This window comes from Micromonospora sp. ATA51 (genome assembly GCF_016802855.1).
Taxonomy (GTDB): Bacteria; Actinomycetota; Actinomycetes; order Mycobacteriales; family Micromonosporaceae; genus Micromonospora; species Micromonospora sicca.
Genome location: NZ_JAEVHJ010000028.1, coordinates 19360 through 37285, shown reverse-complemented (window position 1 = coordinate 37285; position 17926 = coordinate 19360). Strand labels below are relative to the sequence as shown.

Here is a 17926-nt window from a genome sequence, read left to right as displayed (position 1 = left end):
ATGCCGGCGCAGGGCCGCCGGGGTGCGGAGACGCCGCCGGCGCCGACCCCGTCGACCAGCGAGACCGCCGTCCTGCCGGCGGTGCCGGCCGCGGACACGGCCGTGCTGCCCGCGGTCGCCCGCCGCGCCGGTCACCGCCACCGGCTTCCCGAGCCGCCCCGACCCGTCGGACCCGGCCACCGAGGTCTGGACCCTGGTCGAGCGGGCCCAGGCGGGCGAGTCCGAGGCGTTCGGCCTGATCTACGACCGGTACGTCGACACCGTCTTCCGGTTCGTGTACTTCCGCGTCGGCAACCGGCAGCTGGCCGAGGACCTGACCTCGGACACCTTCCTCCGGGCGCTCAAGCGGATCGGCAGCTTCACCTGGCAGGGCCGGGACCTCGGCGCCTGGCTGGTCACCATCGCCCGCAACCTGGTCGCCGACCACTTCAAGTCCGGCCGCTACCGGCTGGAGGTGACGACCGGCGACGTGCTCGACGCCGACCGGGAGGACCGCGGGCCGGAGGGCAGCCCGGAGGCCGCGGTCGTCGAGCACATCACCAACGTTGCCCTGCTCACCGCGGTGAAGCAGCTCAACCCGGAGCAGCAGGAGTGCATCGTGCTCCGCTTCCTCCAGGGCTTCTCGGTGGCCGAGACGGCCCGCGCCATGGGCAAGAACGAGGGCGCGATCAAGGCGCTGCAGTACCGGGCGGTGCGGGCCCTGGCCCGGCTGCTGCCCGACGGCTTCCAGCCCTGACCGCCCTGGTTCGCGCCGACCCGTCCCCGCTCCGTGGACGGGTGCGCGGGACGCCGCCCGTCCGTGACGACGATCACGCTTCGTGATTTCGCCTCCGCCCGCCCCGTAACCGCCACCCGGCGCGGACCGTTTCTCCGGGTGCGACCAGTGGTTGTCCCGGCGCCCCGGGCCACCCGGTCCGGCGGGCACGGTCGACCAACCTGGTCGCCCGTCGGCGTCACGCTGCCACCGGTCGCTGGTGACGAATACGGCCCGACGGGCCGTGACCAGCGAGAGGAGGTGCCTGCGGTGGACAGCGACCTCTTCTCCCGTCGGCGCGCCGAGCGCTTCGCACAGCTTCTCGACGAGGCCAGCGGCGGCCGGCGTCACCACGTGCGCTCCCGGGTCGACGACGAACTCGCCGCGCTCGTCGCGGTCAGCCAGCGGCTCACCGCCGACCGGCCGGACGTCAAGGTCGATTCGGAGTTCCGCACCGGACTCCGGGCGATGCTGGTGGCCACCGCCGAGCGGGAGGGCATCGGCACCCCGGCGGCGAAGATCAAGACCACCGCGGCGGCGGGCAGCGGGATCCGGGGTTCCCTCCTGCCGGCGGTCACCGCCCGGCGGGCCCGCGCCCGGGGCGCGATCCTGGTCGGCATCGCGGCCGGGGCGGTCGCCCTCTCCGGTATCTCGGCGGCCAGCGAGAACGCGCTGCCCGGCGACGCGCTCTACGGCATGAAGCGCTCCACGGAACGCGCCCAGCTCGCCCTGGCCAGTTCGGACATCAGCCGCGGCCAGCTCTTCCTCGACTTCGCCCGGACCCGGCTCGACGAGGCCGACACGGTGCGCGACGACCGGATCGGGTTCGGCGCCGTCCTGGACGACATGGACGCCGACACCCGCCAGGGCGTACGGCTGCTCACCACTGTCGCGGCGCAGCGCTCCGACCCGGCCGGCCTGGACGCGGTCAACGTCTTCGTCACCGGCCAGCGCCGGGCGGTCAGCGGGCTGCTCGACCGGACCGATCACGTCGAGCGGGACCGCACCCGGCGTTCGCTCGCCCTGCTCGACGCCGTCCGCAAGCGCTCCGAGGCGCTCCGCGCGGCGATCGCCTGCGGGCTGCCGACGCCCACCGCCAGCGACGCGCTGGGCCCCGCCCCGGGCACCTGCCCCGGCGAGAGCTGACCCCGGCCGGCGCGGCAGCCGTCCACGCCACAGTTCTCCACACGCACGACCGGCCGTCCCCGGTATCCGGCTACTCTCGCCGTGGGAACAGTGTCGCGGTCGTCGAGCGGAGGGGGTCGTGTGGTCCGCACCCGGAAGGTCACGGTCAGCACCGACATCCACGGCCACACCGCCGGTTGGTCGGAGACCGAGCAGGCGCCGCCGGCCACGCCCACACCCGACCCCACCGCGGCGGCCTTCTTCGACGTCGACAACACGATGATGCAGGGCGCCTCGATCTACTGGTTCGCCCGCGGCTGGCCGCCCGCAAGTACTTCACCACCGGTGACCTGGCCCGGTTCGCCTGGCAGCAGGCGAGGTTCCGGCTGCTCGCCACCGAGCACGCCGGGGACATGTCGCAGGCCAAGGAGGCCGCGCTCGCCTTCATCCACGGGTGGCGGGTGGAGGACGTGGAGCGCCTCGCCGAGGAGATCTTCGACGAGCTGATGGCCCCGCGGATCTGGGCGGGCACCCGCAAGCTGGCCCAGCGCCACCTGGACAGCGGCCAGCGGGTCTGGCTGGTCAGCGCCGCCCCGGTGGAGATCGGTCGGGTGATCGCCACCCGGCTCGGCCTGACCGGTGCGATCGGGACGGTGGCCGAGGTGGTCGACGGGGCGTACACCGGGCGGCTGGCCGGCGACCTCATGCACGGGCCGGCCAAGGCCGAGGCGGTGACCCAGCTCGCCGCGGTCGAGGGGTTGGACCTGACCCGCTGCGCCGCCTACAGCGACTCCGCGAACGACCTGCCGATGCTCTCGACGGTCGGGCACCCGGTGGCGGTCAACCCGGACGCCGCCCTGCTCCGGCAGGCCCGCGAGCGGGGCTGGGACGTCCGGGACTTCCGCACCGGCCGTCGGGCCGTCAAGATCGCCGTACCGTCCACCGCCGCCGCCGGGCTGGTCGCCGGGGCGGTCAGCGCCGGCCTCGCGCTGCACCGCCGCCGCCGGACGCCCTGACGGGCACGGTCCCCTCAGGGGCCGAACGGGTCGGGGCGTCGTTCGAGGAGCCGGTGCAGGGTCTGCTGGATGGTCTCCCGGACCTGGTCGGCGAGGTTGAAGACGACCAGCGGGTCGTCGGCCGAGTCGGTGAGGTGCGCGGTGGGGATCGGCGGGCAGAACTCGATCAGCCACTTGCTCGGCAGCGGCACCATGCCGAGCGGCCCGAGCCAGGGGAACGTCGGCGTGACCGGGAAGTAGGGCAGCTTCAGCAGCCGGGCGAGCGGCTTGATGTCGGCGAGCATGGGATAGATCTCCTCGCCACCGACGATGGCCACCGGCACGATCGGGGTGCCGGTACGCAGCGCCGCCGAGACGAACCCGCCCCGGCCGAACCGCTGGAGCTTGTAGCGGTCGGAGTAGAGCTTGCCGACGCCCTTGAAGCCCTCCGGGAAGACGCCGACCAGCTCGCCGTTGCCGAGCAGCCGCTCGCGTCCGGGTTGCAGGCCACCGTGCCGCCGGTCTTGCGCGCGATCTCGGAGACCACCGGCATCCGGAAGACCAGGTCGGCGCCGAGCAGCCGCAGGTAGCGGCGCGCCGGGTGCTGGTCGTGCAGGGCGGCGGAGAGGATCAGCGCGTCCAGCGCCACCGTGCCGGAGTGGTTGCCGACCACCAGGGCGGGCCCGTCGGCCGGCACGTTCTCCAGGCCGCTGACCTCGGTGCGGAACCAGTCCCGGTACAGCAGCCGGACCAGCGGGTGGAACACGGCGTCGGTGAGGTGCGGGTCGAAGCCGAACTCGTCGACCTCGTAGTCGCCGGCGAGCCGTCGCCGCAGGAAGGCCAGTCCGCCCGCGACCCGACGGTCCCAGTGGTCCCGCCGGTCCGGCACCGCCGGCCCGGCAAACGCCACCGCCCCGTGGTCGTCCGGCGTCGCCTCGGCCGGCTCCTCGACCGCCGCCGGCTCCGGGCCGCCGGACCGCTGGTCCGCCATGCGGAACGGCTCGTCCGCCGCGGCCGTCGCCGCCGGGTCCGGCTCGTCCGCCACGGCGGACGGCACGTCCATCGCAGCCGTCGCAGGCTCGTCCGTGGCGGCGGTGTCCGGCTCGTCCGTGGCGGTGTCCGGCTCGTCGTGCGCCGCCGGCTCGTCGTGCGCCGCCGGGTCGGCGGCGGCCGCCGTCGTCCGGCGGTGTCCGTTGCGCCGCGCCGGCTCCGCGCCCGGCCCGGCCACCGTCAGCGGTACGTCGTACCGGCCGTCGCGCCGCTCGTCCCGGCCGCTCACGATCGCTCCCGGACGGCCGAGCGGACCTGCCGGATGCCCTCCAGCACCAGCTGCTCGGCTGCGGCGAGCTGATCCCGGCTCACCACCACACCGCCGTGGTGGGCGCGGATGAAGTCGTCGAACGCGGCGGCGGTGGAGCGCGGCGTGAAGCCGTACTCCCGCTCGAGCCTGGTGGTGTCCACCACCCGACCGTGCACGAAGAGGTCGACCTGGTCCAACCCGTAGCGGCCGAAGCCGAGGTTGCGGGCGATCGCCGCCGCGCCGGAGAGACCGGGCTCCAGCACCGGCATGGCCACCCGGCCGGCCCGCCGGATCGCCTGGGTGAGGGAGAGCACGCCCGGGCCGGCGACGTTGTACGTCCCCGGGTGCTCCTCGACGATCGACCGGTGCAGCACCTCGAGCGCGTCGTCGAAGTGGACGAACTGCAGCCGCGGGTCACGGCCGAAGACGGTGGGCACCACCGGCTGGGAGAAGTAGCGGGTCAGCGTGGTGTCCGCGGTGGAGCCGATGAACGGTGCGAAGCGCAGCACGGTGGCGGTGACGTCGGGACGGCGGCGGCGGAAACCGCGGACGTACCCCTCGATGTCGAGGATGTCGCGGCCGAAACCGCCGCGTGGCACCTCGCGCGGCTCGGTCTCCTCGGTGAAGACCGCCGGGTCGCGGAACGACGCGCCGTACGCGGCGGTCGACGAGCGGACCACGAGCTTGCGCAGCCGGGGCGCCCGCTGGCAGGCGGCGAGCAGCTGCATGGTGCCGATGACGTTCTGTTCCTTCATCGCCGCCCGGCCGCCGTGCTGCTGGTCGGGGGCGCTGACCAGGGCGAGGTGTACCACGGCGTCGACCTCGAGGTCGGCGAGGAGACCGCCGAGCGAGTCGAGGTCGAGGCGGATCCGTTCGACCCGGTCGAGCAGGTCGGTGAACTCAGGGCCGGGGGTGGCCGGGTCGACGCCGATGACCCGTTCGATCCGGGGGTCGGCGGCGAGTCGGGCGGCGACGTGGGCGCCGAGGTAGCGGCCGACCCCGGTGACGACGACGACCCCCGGAGCACCTGGGGTGCCACCGGGGGTCATGTCGTGCGCCTTGTCTGGCAGGCGGGATCGAGCCGGGACGTTCGCGGCCTGATCACCTGAGCCTCCGAGAGTCGACAGTTGGCAAGTGGTGCCGGATGCCGGGCCATGGCCCGGCCCCGGTCACTTGCCGAGACGGCGACGCTGGACGCGGGTCTTGCGCAGCAGCTTGCGGTGCTTCTTCTTAGCCATGCGCTTGCGGCGCTTCTTGACCACCGAGCCCATACGACAGCCTTTCGATGCAACGTGCGGGGCGGACCGGGAGACACCACCGCGGGTGGCGTCGGTGACCGCTTGCGGACAACGGACCGGACCAGCGTGGTGGGCAGGGCGCACCAGGGTGCGGTCACGGTCGGGGTCCAGGGTAGCTGGAGTGCATCAGCAGGACCAACGCGCCCCCGTCGATGCCCGTTACGTCGCACTCGGCGGTGCGTCAGGCGGTTTCCTGAAACGCGCCCCGGAGATAGTCGTGCACGGCGTGCTCGGGCACCCGGAACGACCGGCCCACCCGTACCGCGGTCAGCTCACCGCTGTGCACGAGACGGTAGACCGTCATCTTGGAGACCCGCATGACCGTCGCCACCTCGGCGACGGTCAGGAACCTGACATCCGACAGTCGACCGTCGGACTGCGACGCGGCCATGGCTCACCGACCCATTCCCGTGCCCGGCGCGTGCCACCGGACGGGAGCTCCCGCCAGGACGGGCAACGCGCGTGTTACCAGTACGGTAACGGGACGGCTGTGACCGGCGCGATCCCTTCCTGCAACTGATCATGGACGGGCCGCTGTTTTCCCCCGCGTTGACCTGGCGTTTTCCTCCCCGATGCGCGTCTCGTCCCGTTGCCGGGACCGCCAGGCCACGGTCACTCCGCGCGCAGCGCGACCACCGGGTCGAGCCGGCCGGCCCGCTGGGCCGGCACCACCCCGAAGACGATGCCGACCGCGGCGGAGACCCCGAAGGCGAGCGCCAGCGACCACCAGGTGATCGCGGCCGGGATCGGCGAGACCGCGTCCACCAGCAACGCGGCGCCCACGCCGAGCGCCATCCCGGTCAGCCCGCCGATGGCGGTGAGCAGCACCGCCTCCAGCAGGAACTGCACGCCGATGTCCCGGGGGCGGGCGCCCACCGCCTTGCGCAGGCCGATCTCCCGGGTCCGCTCGCGGACCGAGACCAGCATGATGTTGGAGACGCCGACCCCGCCGACGAGCAGCGAGATGCCGGCGATGGCGGCCAGCACGCCGGTCAGCACGCCGAGGATGTCGCCGAGCACGCCGAGGATCTGCTGCTGGGTGACCGCACTGAACTCGGTGTCCGGGTGGCGTCGGGACAGCTCGGCGACGATCCGGTCGCCGAGTTCGCCGATCCGCTCCCGGTCCGGCGCCTTGACCGCGATGCCGTCCACCCGCTGGGTGCCCCAGAGCCGCTGCGCCGCGGTGACCGGCACGTGCACCTCGTCGTCGCGGTCCACCCCGAGGCTCTGCCCGAGCGGGGCGAACACGCCGATCACCCGGAACCGCACCCCGGCCAGCGCGAGCTGCTGGCCGAGCGGGTCGCGGCCGGGGAAGAGCGCGGTCGCGACGGACGCGCCGAGCACCGCCACCCGACGGCTGGTGTCCACGTCCGCCCCGGTAAGGTAGCGGCCCCGGGCCAGCGACCGGGTGAAGACCGTGGGGGTGTTCTCCAGCACGCCCTGGACGGTGGTGAAGTCCGACCGGTTGCCGGCCCGCGCGGTCGCCCCGGAGGCGACGGTGACGGCCACCCGGCCCGGGTCGCCGACCACCCGGGAGACCGCGTCGACGTCCTGCAACGTCAGCGGCGAGACCACCGGGGCGGTACCCACGTCGATCTTGCCGGGCACGACCAGGAGCAGGTTCGAGCCGAGCCCCTCGACCTGCTGTTCGACCTTCTGCTTGGTGCCGGTGCCGATGGCGACCAGCAGCACCACCGAGGCCACCCCGATGATCACGCCGAGCATGGTCAGGGCGCTGCGCATCCGGTTGGCCCGCAGCGCGTCCAGCGCCACCCGCCAGGCCTCGGCCACCCTCACGGCGCGCCCCCACCGCGCTGCTCATGGCGCGGAAGGCGCCCGGTGGCTCCGGCGGCGCCACCGGAGCCACCGGACGGGTGCCCCGGGCCGCTTCCGGACACGGACCGGGGCTCCGCGCTGGGAGCGGGGTCCAGTGTCTCAGGTCGACGCTCGCGGTCGGACAGCGGTCGATCATGGAGCCGGTCGCCGCCCGCCGCGACCGTGTCGGAGCGGACCATGCCGTCCCGCACGGCGATCCGCCGGCGGGCCCGCGCGGCCACCTCCTGGTCGTGGGTGACCATCACCAGGGCCACCCCGGACTCGGCGTTCAACCGTTCCAGCAGCTCCAGCACCGCCTCGCCGGTCGCACTGTCCAGGTTGCCGGTCGGCTCGTCGGCGAGCAGCACCGCCGGGTCGGTGACCAGCGCCCGGGCGATCGCCACCCGCTGCTGCTCGCCCCCGGAGAGCTGGTTGGGCCGGTGGTGCAGCCGGTGCCCCAGGCCCACCCGGCCGAGCATCGCCGCCGCCCGCTCCCGCCGCTGCCGCGCGCCGATTCCCCGGTACACCAGCGGCAGCGCCACGTTGTCCACCGCGGACGTCCGGGGCAGCAGGTGGAACGCCTGGAAGACGAAGCCGATGGTCTCGTTGCGCAGCGTCGCCAGCTCCGGGGCGGAGAGCGTCGCCACGTCCCGGCCGCCGATCACCAGCCGGCCGTCGGTGGGCCGGTCCAGGCCTCCGAGCAGGTGCATCAGGGTGGACTTGCCGGAGCCGGACGGCCCGATCACGGCGACGTAGTCGCCGGGCACGATGGTCAACGACACCCCACGCAGCGCCGGCACCGAGACGCCGTCCAGCTCGTACGTCCGGGACACGTCGACCGCCTCGATCGCCGGCACCCCGGCCGGCGGCGTCACGGAGCCGGTCTTCGTTCGCGACTGCGGGGCTCGCAGGCCCGGCTCACTCCTCGCGCTCACCGGAGTTCCTGGCCGTCGCGAACCTGGTCCGCGCCCCGGACCACCACCTGGTCACCGGCCTGCACGCCGCTGACGATCTGCACCAGGTCCTGCCCCTGCACGCCCACGGTGACCGGCACCTGGTCCGCCTTCCCGTCCCGCAGCACCCAGACCGCGTCCCGACCGTCGGCGGAGAAGACCGCCGAGGCGGGCACGGCGACCGCGTCGCCGCCTCGCGGACCCGGAGGTGGACCACGGCGTTCATGCCGGGCCGGGGCGCCGGCGCGGCCTCCCCCTCGCCGAGGCGGCCCGCGCCCAGGGCCAACCGCACCCGATAGGTGACCCCGCCCCGGGCGGAGGTGCTGGGCAGCACGTCGACCGAGCGGACCCGGGCGTCGTACGTCGCGCCGGTGACCGCGTCCAGCTCGACCGAGGCGGCCAGGCCGGCCCGAACCAGGAGCACGTCCGTCTCGTCGACCTCGGCGAGCAGGCCGAGCGCGCCGGTGTCGACCACGGTGAGCACCGGCGTTCCGGCGGTGACCCGCCCACCGGCCGGCACGGCGTCGTCCACACCGGCCGGCGGCCGCCCTGGGCCGGCGCGAACGCCGACGGGTCGAGCCCCATGGCGCCGCCCGCCCCGAGCAGCCCGGCCAGCTCGGCCGATCCGCTCGCGGACCGGGTGCCCCCGGGCTGCACCACCCCGTCGACCGGCGCGCGCAGGGTGAGCGCGTCGACGGTCGCCTTCGCCAGGTCGTACGCCTGCTGGGCCTGGAGCCGTTGGGCGCTGGACAGCGCGCCGACCGCGGAGTTCAGCCCGGCCACGCCGCGCTGCACCGCGGTGACCGCCCGGTCGGCGGCGCGGGCGGCCGACTCGTACTGCCGCTGGGCGGACTCCACCTGGAGCAGCAACGCGGACCGCAGCTGTGGGTCGCCGATCTTCCCGGCGGCGGCCCGGGCCGTGTCGAAGGCCTCGACGGCGGCCTGGTCCGTGCCGCGCCGGCTGCCGCCCAGGTCGCCGACGCCGACGCCCCGGCCGGCCCGTTTCGCGGCGCGCAGCGCCTCGCGGGCCTGCCGGAGCCGGTCCTGCGCGGACGGTGAGCTGATGACCGCGAGCACGTGCCCTCGGCGTACCCGCTGTCCGGGCTGGACGCGCAGGCTGGCGAGGGTGCCGTCGGCGGGTGCGGTGAGGGTCGCGGCGGCCCGGGCGGTCACCGTGGCCGGAGCGTCGATCACCTCGGCGACGGCGGACCGGCCGACCTGGGCCAGCGCGACGGGGGACTTCTCGTCGCCGCACGAGGCGGCGGTGGTGCCGGTCAGGGCGACGACGGCGAGGAGCGCGGTGAGCAGGCGGGGCCGCGTGACGATCGGGGGCCGCGGCGGGTGGGTGCGGGCCACCTGGCCCATGCTACGACCCGTCGGCGATCGTCGACCTGCCCGCCACCGGTCAGCCGGCGACGGTCCGCACGTACCGGACGCAGTCGTCGTGCAGGGTGGCCCACTGCTCGCCGAAGACCTGGTCGGAGGCCTCCTCGGCGGACCGCCGGTCGTGGACCACCAGGCGGAAGAAGTCCAGCACCCGCTGCTCCCCGTACCGGTCGACGAGGTGCCGGACGGCCAGGTAGCCGACCCCGTAGCTGCCGCCGACCCGGTCGTCGGCCGCGTCGTCGGCCGGGGCCAGCCCGTCCAGCCGGCCGTTCCAGCCGCCCCGGACGAGCTCCCGCACCTCGGGCAGTCCGTCGTAGCGGCCCACCGGCTGACCGTCGGCGCCCGCGTACTCGGCCAGTCCCTCCACCAGCCACCAGGTGGCCCGGTCCGAGTAGCCCCGCTCGGGCAGCGAGGCGGCGTGGGTCAGCTCGTGCCGGAGCAGGTCGTCGACCCCGGTGGGCGACAGGCTCTCCGCGTTGAGCACCACGTCGTGGTGGCCACCGCCCACGCCGACCGCGTAGCCGGCCGTCCATCGAGGACGGCCGCCGCCGTACCAGCGCCGCCACTCCGCCCGACCGGCGTAGTAGACCAGGTAGCGGTCGGGGGGTGCGCCCCCCACCGTGTACAGGTCGGCGACCTTCGCCGCCGCCTCGGCCTCGGCGAGCAGGCCGGGCAGTTTGGCCCGCAGCGCGGGCGTGGTGGCGACGATCGTCCGCTTCCCGAACGTCACCGCCAGGTCGCTGACCTCCCAGGGCCGGGCGCCGGCTGGGGCGGTACGGGACTCCTCCACCGCGAGCAGCCGGGGCTGCTCCCCGGCCTCCCGCCAGCGGGTGCCGAACACGGTGGCGGCCGCCGTGCAGCCCGGGACGACGAAGCAGTACTCCACCCGGACCGCGAGCTGCCACTCCCCCGGCCGGCCGGTGACCGTGCGGGGTATCCCGTCCGCCGCCGGCCGCCACACGGTCACCCGGAGCGCCCGCAGCGCGGCGTACCGGCGGGTGAGGTCGGCGCGGGCCCCCGGCTCGGCGACGTCGAGGAAGCCGTTCCGGTCGCCGCCGAGCAGCGCGGCGGCCTGCCGGTCGAGTTGGGCGGTCATCCGGGCGCCGAGACGACGGGCGGCGGCGGTGGCGCGGTCGTCGCCGGTGGCCGTCCGTCCGGCCGCGCCGCCGACCAGCCCGACCAGCAGCACCGCGGGCAGCGCGCAGGTCAGCACCACGACCACGACCGCGAGCGCCGCCCACAACGGCCACCGGCGCCGACGTGCCGGGACCGCTGCCGTTGCCTGTTCCGGCACCGCCTGCGCCTGGGTGACGTTTTCGCCGGTTGCCGGCACCGGTTCGGGGGTGGCGACGGGGGCAACGCCCGGCTCGCGGTCCGCGGCTGTCTCGCCGGGCTGCTGGTCACCGTCGGTCACCGGCGAAGGGTACGACCATTCGGGCGATCGGGCCAGGGCCGCGCGCCGGCGGCGTCGGCTGCGGCCCTCCCCCGTCGGAACGGTGACGGGCGAGGGGTAGGTCAGATCGGGTCGCCGGCCAGGCTGAGCAGCGCCTTGTCCGCCGCCCAGAGCGCGACCAGCAGGATCGCCGGCACCGGGCGGCCGGCCAGCGCGAGCAGCGCGCCGCCGGTCACGAAGCAGGCGGCCTGGACGGCGAGCTTGCCGGGCGCGGGCAGCGGCACGGCCGCCTTCGGCGAGCAGAAGGTGCCCCAGACGACCGCGATCAGCAGGGGCGCGCCGAGCCCGGCGAGGAGCCGGACGGGCCACCCGGCGTCGAGGGTGAAGCCCCACCAGCCGGCGGCGACGAGCATCGCCAGCTCCAGCAGGAAGGCGAGCGCCAACAGCAGCCCCTTCATCGGGACCTCCAGCTCCGGTACGCGGCGTCCAGCCCGGCCACCAGCTCGTCGAAGGAGCGGTCGATGTCCCTGGGCAGCCCGAACCCGCCGACCGCCTCGAGGGTGACGAAGCCGTGCACCGCGGCGCGGAACATCCTGGTGGCGTCCACCGCGGCGTCGCCGGTGAGGCCGTACCCGAGCAGGATCGCGTAGATCGCGCCGACGGCCCGCTCGGCCGCGGCGACGTGGTCGGGGTCGGCGGGGTCGGGGGCCCGCTGGGTGGCCGGGTAGCGGCCGGGGTGCCGGTGGGCGTACGCCCGGTAGGCGGTGGCGACGGCGCCCAGCGCGTCGTCGCCGGCTCGACCCGCGGCGGCGCCGGTCAGCACGGTGGCGATCTCGGCGGTGGCCAGCGCGGCCAGCTTCTGGTGCAGCGCGTCGGCGCCCTTGACGTGCTTGTAGAGGCTGGGCAGCGCGACGCCGAGCCGGCCGGCGAGCGCGGCCAGGGTGAGCCGGTCGTAGCCGACCTCGTCGGCGAGCCGGGCGGCCTCCCGGACGACGGTCTGCGGGGTGAGGCCGGCCCTAGGCACCGGTGGTCACCGCCAGGAACTCGACGAGCTGGGCGGCGGTGGCCTCGGGCTGATCGGCGTGCGGGTAGTGCCCGGAGTCGTCGACCATGCGCGCCTCGGCGGTGGCGAAGAGCCGCCGGGCGGCGCGCGCCTCGGCGCCCGGGTCCGTGAAGTCGGGGTCCTTCGTGCCCATCAGCACCAGCACCGGCTGCCGCACGTCGGCGGCCCGGGCGGTCCAGTGCGGCGCGGCCGGCGCGATCACCCCGCGCACGGCGTCCATCCGCCCGCGCAGGCCGGCGACCAGCTCCGTGCGGTACGCGGCGTCGTCGGCCGGCCGCGCGGCGGGGAACAGGGTCCGGTGGAACATGCCGAACAGCCGGGGGCTGCGCAGCACCGCGGCCTGGGCGACCCGCATGACCGGGTTGGGCTTCGGCTCGGCGACGAACGGGCTGAGCTGCACGACGCCGTTGACCAGGTCGGGCGCGTCGGCGGCGGCGAAGACCACGGCGGCCGCACTGGACGAGCTGCCGGCCAGGGTGGCCGGGCCGCCGCCGAGGGCCCGGACCACGGCGAGCAGGTCGGCGCCGACCTCGGCCGGGGCGTACGTCGGCCAGTGCGGGCTGGAGTCGCCGTGTCCCCGGACGTCCACCGAGGCCACCCGGTAACCGGCCCGGACCAGGAGCGGGATCAGGTGGCGGAAGGACCGCCGGTTCTCCCCCATGCCGTGCGAGAGGACCACCAGCGGCCCCTCCCCGTGCACCTCGTACGCGATGGTTCCGCCGTCCCGCGCCACCTGGCTAATCGTCATAGCCACAAAGCTAATGCCATTAGCTTCAATCGTCAAGGCGCTACCGCCGGGGGTGACCTTTCGCCATCCCGGACGGCTACCGCCTGGTGCTCAGCACCCGGGCCTGGTCGAACCGGTGAGTCACTTCTTGGAGATCAGCGCCCGGCCGAAGAACATCAGGTTGGCGGGGCGCTCGGCGAGGCGGCGCATCAGGTAGCCGTACCAGTCCTCGCCGTACGGCAGGTAGGTGCGCACGGTGTAGCCCTCGCCGACCAGGCGGGCCTGCTCCTCGGGGCGGATGCCGTACAGCATCTGGAACTCGAAACGGTCCGGGCTGCGGTCGAACCAGCGGGCCCGGTCCTCGCCGATGGCGATCAGGCGCGGGTCGTGGGTGGCCAGCATCGGGTAGCCGTCGCCGGCCATCAGCACGTTCAGGCAGCGGACGTAGGACTTGTCCACCTCGCGGGCGGACTGGTAGGCCACCGACTCCGGCTCCTTGTAGGCGCCCTTGCACAGCCGCACCCGCGACCCCGCGCCGGCCAGCTCCCGGCAGTCCGACTCGGTCCGCCGCAGGTACGCCTGGAGCACCGCACCGGTCGACGGGTAGTCCTTGCGCAGCTTGGCCAGGACGTCCAGGGTCGAGTCGGTGGTGGTGTGGTCCTCCATGTCCAGGGTGACCGTGGTGCCCGCCGGGTCGGCGGCCGCGCAGATCGCTCGCGCGTTGTCGTAGGCGAGCTGCTCGTCGAACATCTGCCCGAGCGCGGAGAGCTTCACGCTCACCTCGGCGGCGGGGGTGAGGCCGGCGGCGGAGAGCAGCCGCAGCAACTTGAGGTATTCGTCCCGGGTGGCGTTCGCCTGCTCGGGGGTGACGGTGTCCTCGCCGAGGTTGTCGAGGGTGACCGCGAGGCCGTCGGCGACGAGTTCGCGGGTCGCGCGCAACGCGTCGTCGGTGCCGGCGCCGGCGACGAACCGGCGGACGACGTCCCGGGTGAACGGGGCCGTCGCGACGAGCCGCTCGACCTGGGATGACCGGGAGGCGGCGAGGATGACGGAACGGAGCATGAGCCGAGGGTAACGCCCGGCGAGCCACCCCCGCCGGTGGGCGGGGCGTACGTCACGCACTGCTGCGAGCGGGCCGTCGGGACCGACGACGTGGCGGTGATCGGCTACAACGTTCACGTGGAACCACGCCCCCGACGCCGGCTCCGGTCGGCCACCGTGCAGCTCGGCGCGCTGACCGCCCTGGCGCTCGCCCTCTCCGGCTGCAACCTGACCGACGACGACGATGACGACTGCGCGCTGGGCCCGGCCGGCGGTGGTGGGGACACGGTGGCGCTGGCGCTGCGGGTCCCCGCGCCGGCGCCGCCCGGACCGCCCCGGAGCCGGTCGCCGCGGCGGTGCCCGAGCGCGGCGGCTTCGGCACCCACCTCGCCGCCTGCGGGGGCTGAGGTGCGGCGCGAGGCCAGCACCCCCCGCCCCGGCTGGGACGCCACCATCCGCTCGCAGGGCCTGGTGTACGTCGACACCGAGCTGCCCGACGGCGGGATCATGTCGTACTGGGACGAGACCGCCGCGTACGCCTTCGCGCTGGACGAGGTGCTCCGGCTGGAGGAGGCGACCGAGGAGCTGCACCGGATGTCGGTGGCCGCGGCGGAGCACGTGGTGGCCCGCGACCGGTACGCCGAGTTCGGCATCCCGGCCTGGGCCGCCGAGGCGGTCGCCCGGTCGCTGCGCGAGGCCGCGCCTTCCCTCTACGGCCGTTTCGACCTCTGGTACGACGGCTCCTGGCCGCCGAAGCTGCTGGAGTACAACGCCGACACCCCGACCGCGCTGGTCGAGGCGAGCATCATCCAGTGGTACTGGCTGGAGCACACCCGGCCCGCGGCGGACCAGTGGAACAGCCTGCACGAGCGCCTGGTCGGGGCGTGGGCGAAGATCGGCGCCGACCTGCACGACCGGCGGGTGCACGTGGTCTGGTCGGGCGAGGAGGAGTCCGGCGAGGACCAGATCACCGCCGGCTACCTGGCGGAGACCGCCCGCCAGGCCGGGCTGGACGTCGAGCTGCTCCCCATCCAGCAGGTCGGCTGGGACGGCCGGCGCTTCGTCGACGCCGCCGACCGCCCGGTCACCACCTGCTTCAAGCTCTACCCGTGGGAGTGGATGCTCGCCGAGCCGTACGGGCCGCTCGCGCTGGACCCGGGCACCCCGACCACCTGGATCGAGCCGGCCTGGAAGCTGCTGCTGTCGAACAAGGCCCTGCTGGCCGTGCTCTGGGAGCTGTACCCGGACCACGAGTACCTGCTCCCGGCGTACCTGGACTCGCCGCGCGGGATGACCGAGTACGTGGCGAAGCCGCTGCTCGGCCGGGAGGGCGGCTCGGTGCGGATCGTCGCCGGCGGCGCCGAGATCACCAATCCGGGGAGCTACGGCCAGGAGGGGTTCTGCTACCAGGCGTTCCGGGCGCTGCCCGAGTTCGCCGGCAGCCGGATGGTGGTGGGGAGCTGGATCGTCGACGGCGAGTCGGCCGGCGCCGGCGTACGCGAGAGCGAGAGCCTCATCACGGACGGTTACGCGCGGTTCCTGCCGCACTACATCGACGCGCCGCGTACCCCGTGAGTCGTCTACCGTTGGTGTCGTGAACTTCGACGCGTACGCCCGGACCGGCGTTGACCTCGTCAACGCCCGCCTGGACGACCTCGACGACCTGCGGGCCCTCTTCCCGGACGACAACGCGTGGATGCGCGACGAGGTCGCGGAGCGGGACCTGGCGATCTTCCGGCGGGCGCAGAAGCGCCTGCGTGACGTCTTCGAGTACGGCACCTCGGGCCGGGACGGTCAGGCGGTGGCCGAGCTGAACGCGCTGCTGGAGGCGTTCCCGGTGCAGCCGCGGATCTCCGGCCACGACTCCAGCGACTGGCACATGCACGTGACCAGCCGCGGCGCCTCGGTCAGCCAGGAGTACCTGGCCGGCGCGGTGTGGGGGCTGTCGGTCTGGCTCTGCGAGTACGGCAGCGCCCGGTTCGGCGTCTGCGCGGACGAGCGCTGCGGCAACGTCTACCTGGACACCTCGTCGAACTGCTGCCGGCGGTTCTGCTCGGAGCGCTGCGCCACCCGCTCGCACGTGGCGGCCCACCGGGCCCGCAAGCGGGCGGCCGTCGGCGACCAGCTCACCGTGCCCGCCCAGGCGGAGACCCTCACCCCGGTCAGCTGACCGGGGCGCGCCCTCCCCGTCAGACGTCGACCGGGGAGGGGGCGGTGAGGTTGGCGCGGGCGAACTCCAGGGCCTCGCGCAGGTCGGCCTCCCGCACCGCGCGGCTCTTCGCGCCCCGGGTGGTGACCTCCACGGCGACCGAGCCGGTGAAGCCGCGCCCGGCGAGCGAGCGGAGCAGCTCGGCGCAGGGCTGGCCGCCCCGCCCGGGCACCAGGTGCTCGTCGCGTCCCTCACCGGTGCCGTCGCCGAGGTGGACGTGCGCCAGGCCGGCGCCCATCCGGTCGGCCATCTCCAGGGCGTCGGTGTGCGAGGCGGCGCAGTGCGACAGGTCCAGGGTGTACGCGGCGTAGCCGGTGTCGGTCGGATCCCACCCCGGGACGTACGGGACGAACTGCCGGCCGGCCATCCGCACCGGGTACATGTTCTCCACCGCGAAGCGCAGCCCGCCGAACTGCCCGGCGATCTTGTCGAGGCCGTCGGTGAAGTTCCGGGCGTAGTCCCGCTGCCAGGTGAACGGCGGGTGCACCACGACGGTCGGCGCTTCGAGGGTCTCGGCCAGCTCGGCGGCCTTGCGCAGCCGCTCCCACGGGTCCGGGCTCCACACCCGCTGGGTGACCAGCAGGCAGGGCGCGTGCACCGAGAGCACCGGCACGCCGTAGTGGTCGGCGAGCCCGCGCAGCGCGCCCGGGTCCTGGCTGACGACGTCGGTCCAGACCATCACCTCGACGCCGTCGTAGCCGAGCGCGGCGGCGAGCTGGAACGCCGCCGCGGTCCGCTCAGGGAAGACCGAGGAACTGGAGAGGAGCACCGGGACGCGGGAAGTCACGCCCCTCAGGGTAGCCCGGCCCGTCGGACGGCATCAGGACGAGCACCCGCAAAAAGCCCAGAACGACCGACCGGGATCACATCGGCGCGAGCTGATCGAGCCGCCGGAGGATGACCCCCTCGCGCAGCGCCCACGGGCAGACGTCGAGCGCGTCGACGTCGAGCCGGCGCATCACCGCCTCGGCCACCACCGCGCCGGCCAGGAGCTGGTGGGCCCGCGCGGCGCTCACCCCCTCCAGCTCCGGCAGCTGCGCCGGCGGGATGTGCCGTACGAAGCCCAGCACCTGCCGCAGCCCGGTGCGGGTCAGGCTGCGCCGGGCCCAGAGCCCGGCGCCGGAGGGCGCGGCGCCGGCCAGCCGGGCCAGCGTCCGGAACGTCTTCGAGGTGGCGACCGGGCGTTCCCAGCCCACCGCCGCCAACTTCTCCACCACCGGGTCGAGCCGCTCGTCGACGTACTCCCGCAGCTCCTCCACGGCCTCGGCCGGCGGCGCCAGGGTGCCCGACGGGTCGACCCGCAGCCGCTCCCGGCTCAACCGCCCGGCGCCGAGCGGCAACGAGATCGCCACGTCCGGTTCCTCGTCGATCCCGGCCGCCAGCTCCAGCGAGCCGCCGCCGATGTCGAGGGCCAGCAGCCGGCCGGCCGACCAGCCGAACCACCGCCGGACCGCCAGGAAGGTCATCCGCGCCTCGTCCGCGCCGGCGAGCACCTCCAGCCGTACGCCGGTCTCCTCCCGGACCCGGGCCAGCACCTCGGCGGCGTTGGTGGCGTCCCGGACGGCGGAGGTGGCGAAGGCGAGCAGGTCGTCGGCGTCCAGCCCGGCCGCCGCCGCCCGGGCCATGCCGACCGCCTTGACCAGCCCGTCCGCGCCCGCCTCGGTCAGCGCGCCGTCCGGGCCGATCTGCTCGGCCAGCCGGAGCACCACCTTCTCCGAGTGCGCCGGCCAGGGGTGCGCCCCGTGGTGGGCGTCGACCACCAGCAGGTGCACCGTGTTCGAACCGACGTCGAGGACACCCAGTCGCATGCTGATGACCCTAGGCCCAACACCTTTTCCCGGCTCGCCAGCCGGCCGGAGGCACCCCG

16 protein-coding genes and 4 pseudogenes are annotated in these 17926 nt (G+C 74.8%); 5 read left to right on the top strand and 15 right to left on the bottom strand.

The annotated features are described in order from the left end of the window. The 3 genes and pseudogenes from JNW87_RS07640 to JNW87_RS07630 all read left to right on the top strand — a co-directional run. A pseudogene (locus tag JNW87_RS07640) lies at positions 1–736 on the top strand (ECF subfamily RNA polymerase sigma factor, BldN family); the annotation flags it as partial. A 288-nt stretch (positions 737–1024) separates the two neighbouring features. After that, complete coding sequence (locus tag JNW87_RS07635) at positions 1025–1900, top strand: DUF5667 domain-containing protein (RefSeq protein ID WP_238453379.1); 876 nt, start codon at positions 1025–1027, stop codon at positions 1898–1900. 120 nt (positions 1901–2020) lie between these two features. Next, positions 2021–2895 (top strand): annotated as a pseudogene (locus tag JNW87_RS07630) (HAD family hydrolase). Between the two features lie 14 nt (positions 2896–2909). On the opposite strand, the gene JNW87_RS41360 reads toward JNW87_RS07630, so the two are convergent. The 13 genes and pseudogenes from JNW87_RS41360 to JNW87_RS07560 all read right to left on the bottom strand — a co-directional run bounded on the left by JNW87_RS41360 (position 2910) and on the right by JNW87_RS07560 (position 13871). Further along, the gene (locus JNW87_RS41360) at positions 2910–3179 is read right to left on the bottom strand and encodes a hypothetical protein (RefSeq protein WP_375373475.1); all 270 of its coding nucleotides are present in this window, start codon (positions 3177–3179) and stop codon (positions 2910–2912) included. A gap of 84 nt (positions 3180–3263) precedes the next feature. Continuing rightward, positions 3264–3865, bottom strand: a pseudogene (locus JNW87_RS41355) (1-acyl-sn-glycerol-3-phosphate acyltransferase); the annotation flags it as partial. A gap of 284 nt (positions 3866–4149) precedes the next feature. Then, positions 4150–5223, bottom strand: coding sequence for an NAD-dependent epimerase/dehydratase family protein (locus tag JNW87_RS07620; RefSeq protein ID WP_109803578.1), 1074 nt, complete (start codon positions 5221–5223; stop codon positions 4150–4152). Positions 5224–5343: 120 nt separating this feature from the next. Then, a complete protein-coding gene (locus JNW87_RS07615) occupies positions 5344–5445 on the bottom strand; it encodes a 30S ribosomal protein bS22 (RefSeq protein ID WP_007465623.1) in 102 nt (33 codons plus the stop codon). Between the two features lie 208 nt (positions 5446–5653). Further along, on the bottom strand, positions 5654–5863 hold the full coding sequence (locus tag JNW87_RS07610; RefSeq protein WP_109803579.1) for a helix-turn-helix domain-containing protein: 210 nt from the start codon (positions 5861–5863) through the stop codon (positions 5654–5656). A gap of 221 nt (positions 5864–6084) precedes the next feature. Then, positions 6085–7269, bottom strand: a complete 1185-nt coding sequence (locus tag JNW87_RS07605) for an ABC transporter permease (RefSeq protein WP_238453378.1) — start codon at positions 7267–7269, stop codon at positions 6085–6087. Continuing rightward, the gene (locus JNW87_RS07600) at positions 7266–8144 is read right to left on the bottom strand and encodes an ABC transporter ATP-binding protein (protein WP_238453382.1); all 879 of its coding nucleotides are present in this window, start codon (positions 8142–8144) and stop codon (positions 7266–7268) included. Before JNW87_RS07600 ends, JNW87_RS07605 begins: the two co-directional genes overlap by 4 nt. 74 nt (positions 8145–8218) lie before the next feature. Beyond that, positions 8219–9605, bottom strand: a pseudogene (locus JNW87_RS40485) (efflux RND transporter periplasmic adaptor subunit). Between the two features lie 40 nt (positions 9606–9645). Continuing rightward, on the bottom strand, positions 9646–11040 hold the full coding sequence (locus JNW87_RS07580) for a hypothetical protein (RefSeq protein WP_238453377.1): 1395 nt from the start codon (positions 11038–11040) through the stop codon (positions 9646–9648). Between the two features lie 101 nt (positions 11041–11141). After that, a complete protein-coding gene (locus JNW87_RS07575; RefSeq protein WP_238453376.1) occupies positions 11142–11477 on the bottom strand; it encodes a YrdB family protein in 336 nt (111 codons plus the stop codon). Further along, positions 11474–12043 carry a TetR/AcrR family transcriptional regulator gene (locus tag JNW87_RS40480; RefSeq protein WP_238453375.1) on the bottom strand — a complete coding sequence of 190 codons (570 nt, stop codon included), beginning with the start codon at positions 12041–12043 and terminating at the stop codon, positions 11474–11476. The genes JNW87_RS07575 and JNW87_RS40480 overlap by 4 nt, the downstream gene beginning before the upstream one ends. Further along, positions 12036–12830 carry an alpha/beta fold hydrolase gene (locus JNW87_RS07565; RefSeq protein ID WP_109803585.1) on the bottom strand — a complete coding sequence of 265 codons (795 nt, stop codon included), beginning with the start codon at positions 12828–12830 and terminating at the stop codon, positions 12036–12038. The genes JNW87_RS40480 and JNW87_RS07565 overlap by 8 nt, the downstream gene beginning before the upstream one ends. Before the next feature lie 120 nt (positions 12831–12950). Beyond that, complete coding sequence (locus JNW87_RS07560; RefSeq protein ID WP_238453374.1) at positions 12951–13871, bottom strand: proline dehydrogenase family protein; 921 nt, start codon at positions 13869–13871, stop codon at positions 12951–12953. Positions 13872–14258: 387 nt separating this feature from the next. Between JNW87_RS07560 and JNW87_RS07555 the strand changes: the two genes are divergently transcribed. Together JNW87_RS07555 and JNW87_RS07550 are read left to right on the top strand one after the other, a co-directional pair. Further along, positions 14259–15425 (top strand): glutathionylspermidine synthase family protein, encoded by a 1167-nt coding sequence (locus JNW87_RS07555; protein WP_238453381.1) that lies wholly within the window; start codon positions 14259–14261, stop codon positions 15423–15425. Between the two features lie 19 nt (positions 15426–15444). Next, positions 15445–16020: a CGNR zinc finger domain-containing protein gene (locus JNW87_RS07550; protein WP_109803588.1), complete on the top strand. Its 576-nt coding sequence runs from the start codon at positions 15445–15447 to the stop codon at positions 16018–16020. 19 nt (positions 16021–16039) lie between these two features. Here the strand turns inward: JNW87_RS07550 and JNW87_RS07545 are convergent, their stop codons facing one another. Beyond that, a complete protein-coding gene (locus JNW87_RS07545) occupies positions 16040–16846 on the bottom strand; it encodes a sugar phosphate isomerase/epimerase (protein WP_201749815.1) in 807 nt (268 codons plus the stop codon). A 76-nt stretch (positions 16847–16922) separates the two neighbouring features. After that, entirely contained in the window at positions 16923–17867 is a 945-nt protein-coding gene (locus tag JNW87_RS07540; RefSeq protein WP_109803590.1) for a Ppx/GppA phosphatase family protein, read from the bottom strand. Positions 17868–17926: the final 59 nt, after the last annotated feature.

Bases quoted from the DNA above. Each gene is read 5' to 3' on its own strand.
- JNW87_RS41360 (WP_375373475.1), bottom strand. From the start codon at position 3,179: ATGCTCGCCGACATCAAGCCGCTCGCCCGGCTGCTGAAGCTGCCCTAC.
- JNW87_RS07620 (WP_109803578.1), bottom strand. From the start codon at position 5,223: ATGACCCCCGGTGGCACCCCAGGTGCTCCGGGGGTCGTCGTCGTCACC.
- JNW87_RS07615 (WP_007465623.1), bottom strand. From the start codon at position 5,445: ATGGGCTCGGTGGTCAAGAAGCGCCGCAAGCGCATGGCTAAGAAGAAG.
- JNW87_RS07610 (WP_109803579.1), bottom strand. From the start codon at position 5,863: ATGGCCGCGTCGCAGTCCGACGGTCGACTGTCGGATGTCAGGTTCCTG.
- JNW87_RS07575 (WP_238453376.1), bottom strand. From the start codon at position 11,477: ATGAAGGGGCTGCTGTTGGCGCTCGCCTTCCTGCTGGAGCTGGCGATG.
- JNW87_RS07565 (WP_109803585.1), bottom strand. From the start codon at position 12,830: ATGACGATTAGCCAGGTGGCGCGGGACGGCGGAACCATCGCGTACGAG.
- JNW87_RS07560 (WP_238453374.1), bottom strand. From the start codon at position 13,871: ATGCTCCGTTCCGTCATCCTCGCCGCCTCCCGGTCATCCCAGGTCGAG.
- JNW87_RS07540 (WP_109803590.1), bottom strand. From the start codon at position 17,867: ATGCGACTGGGTGTCCTCGACGTCGGTTCGAACACGGTGCACCTGCTG.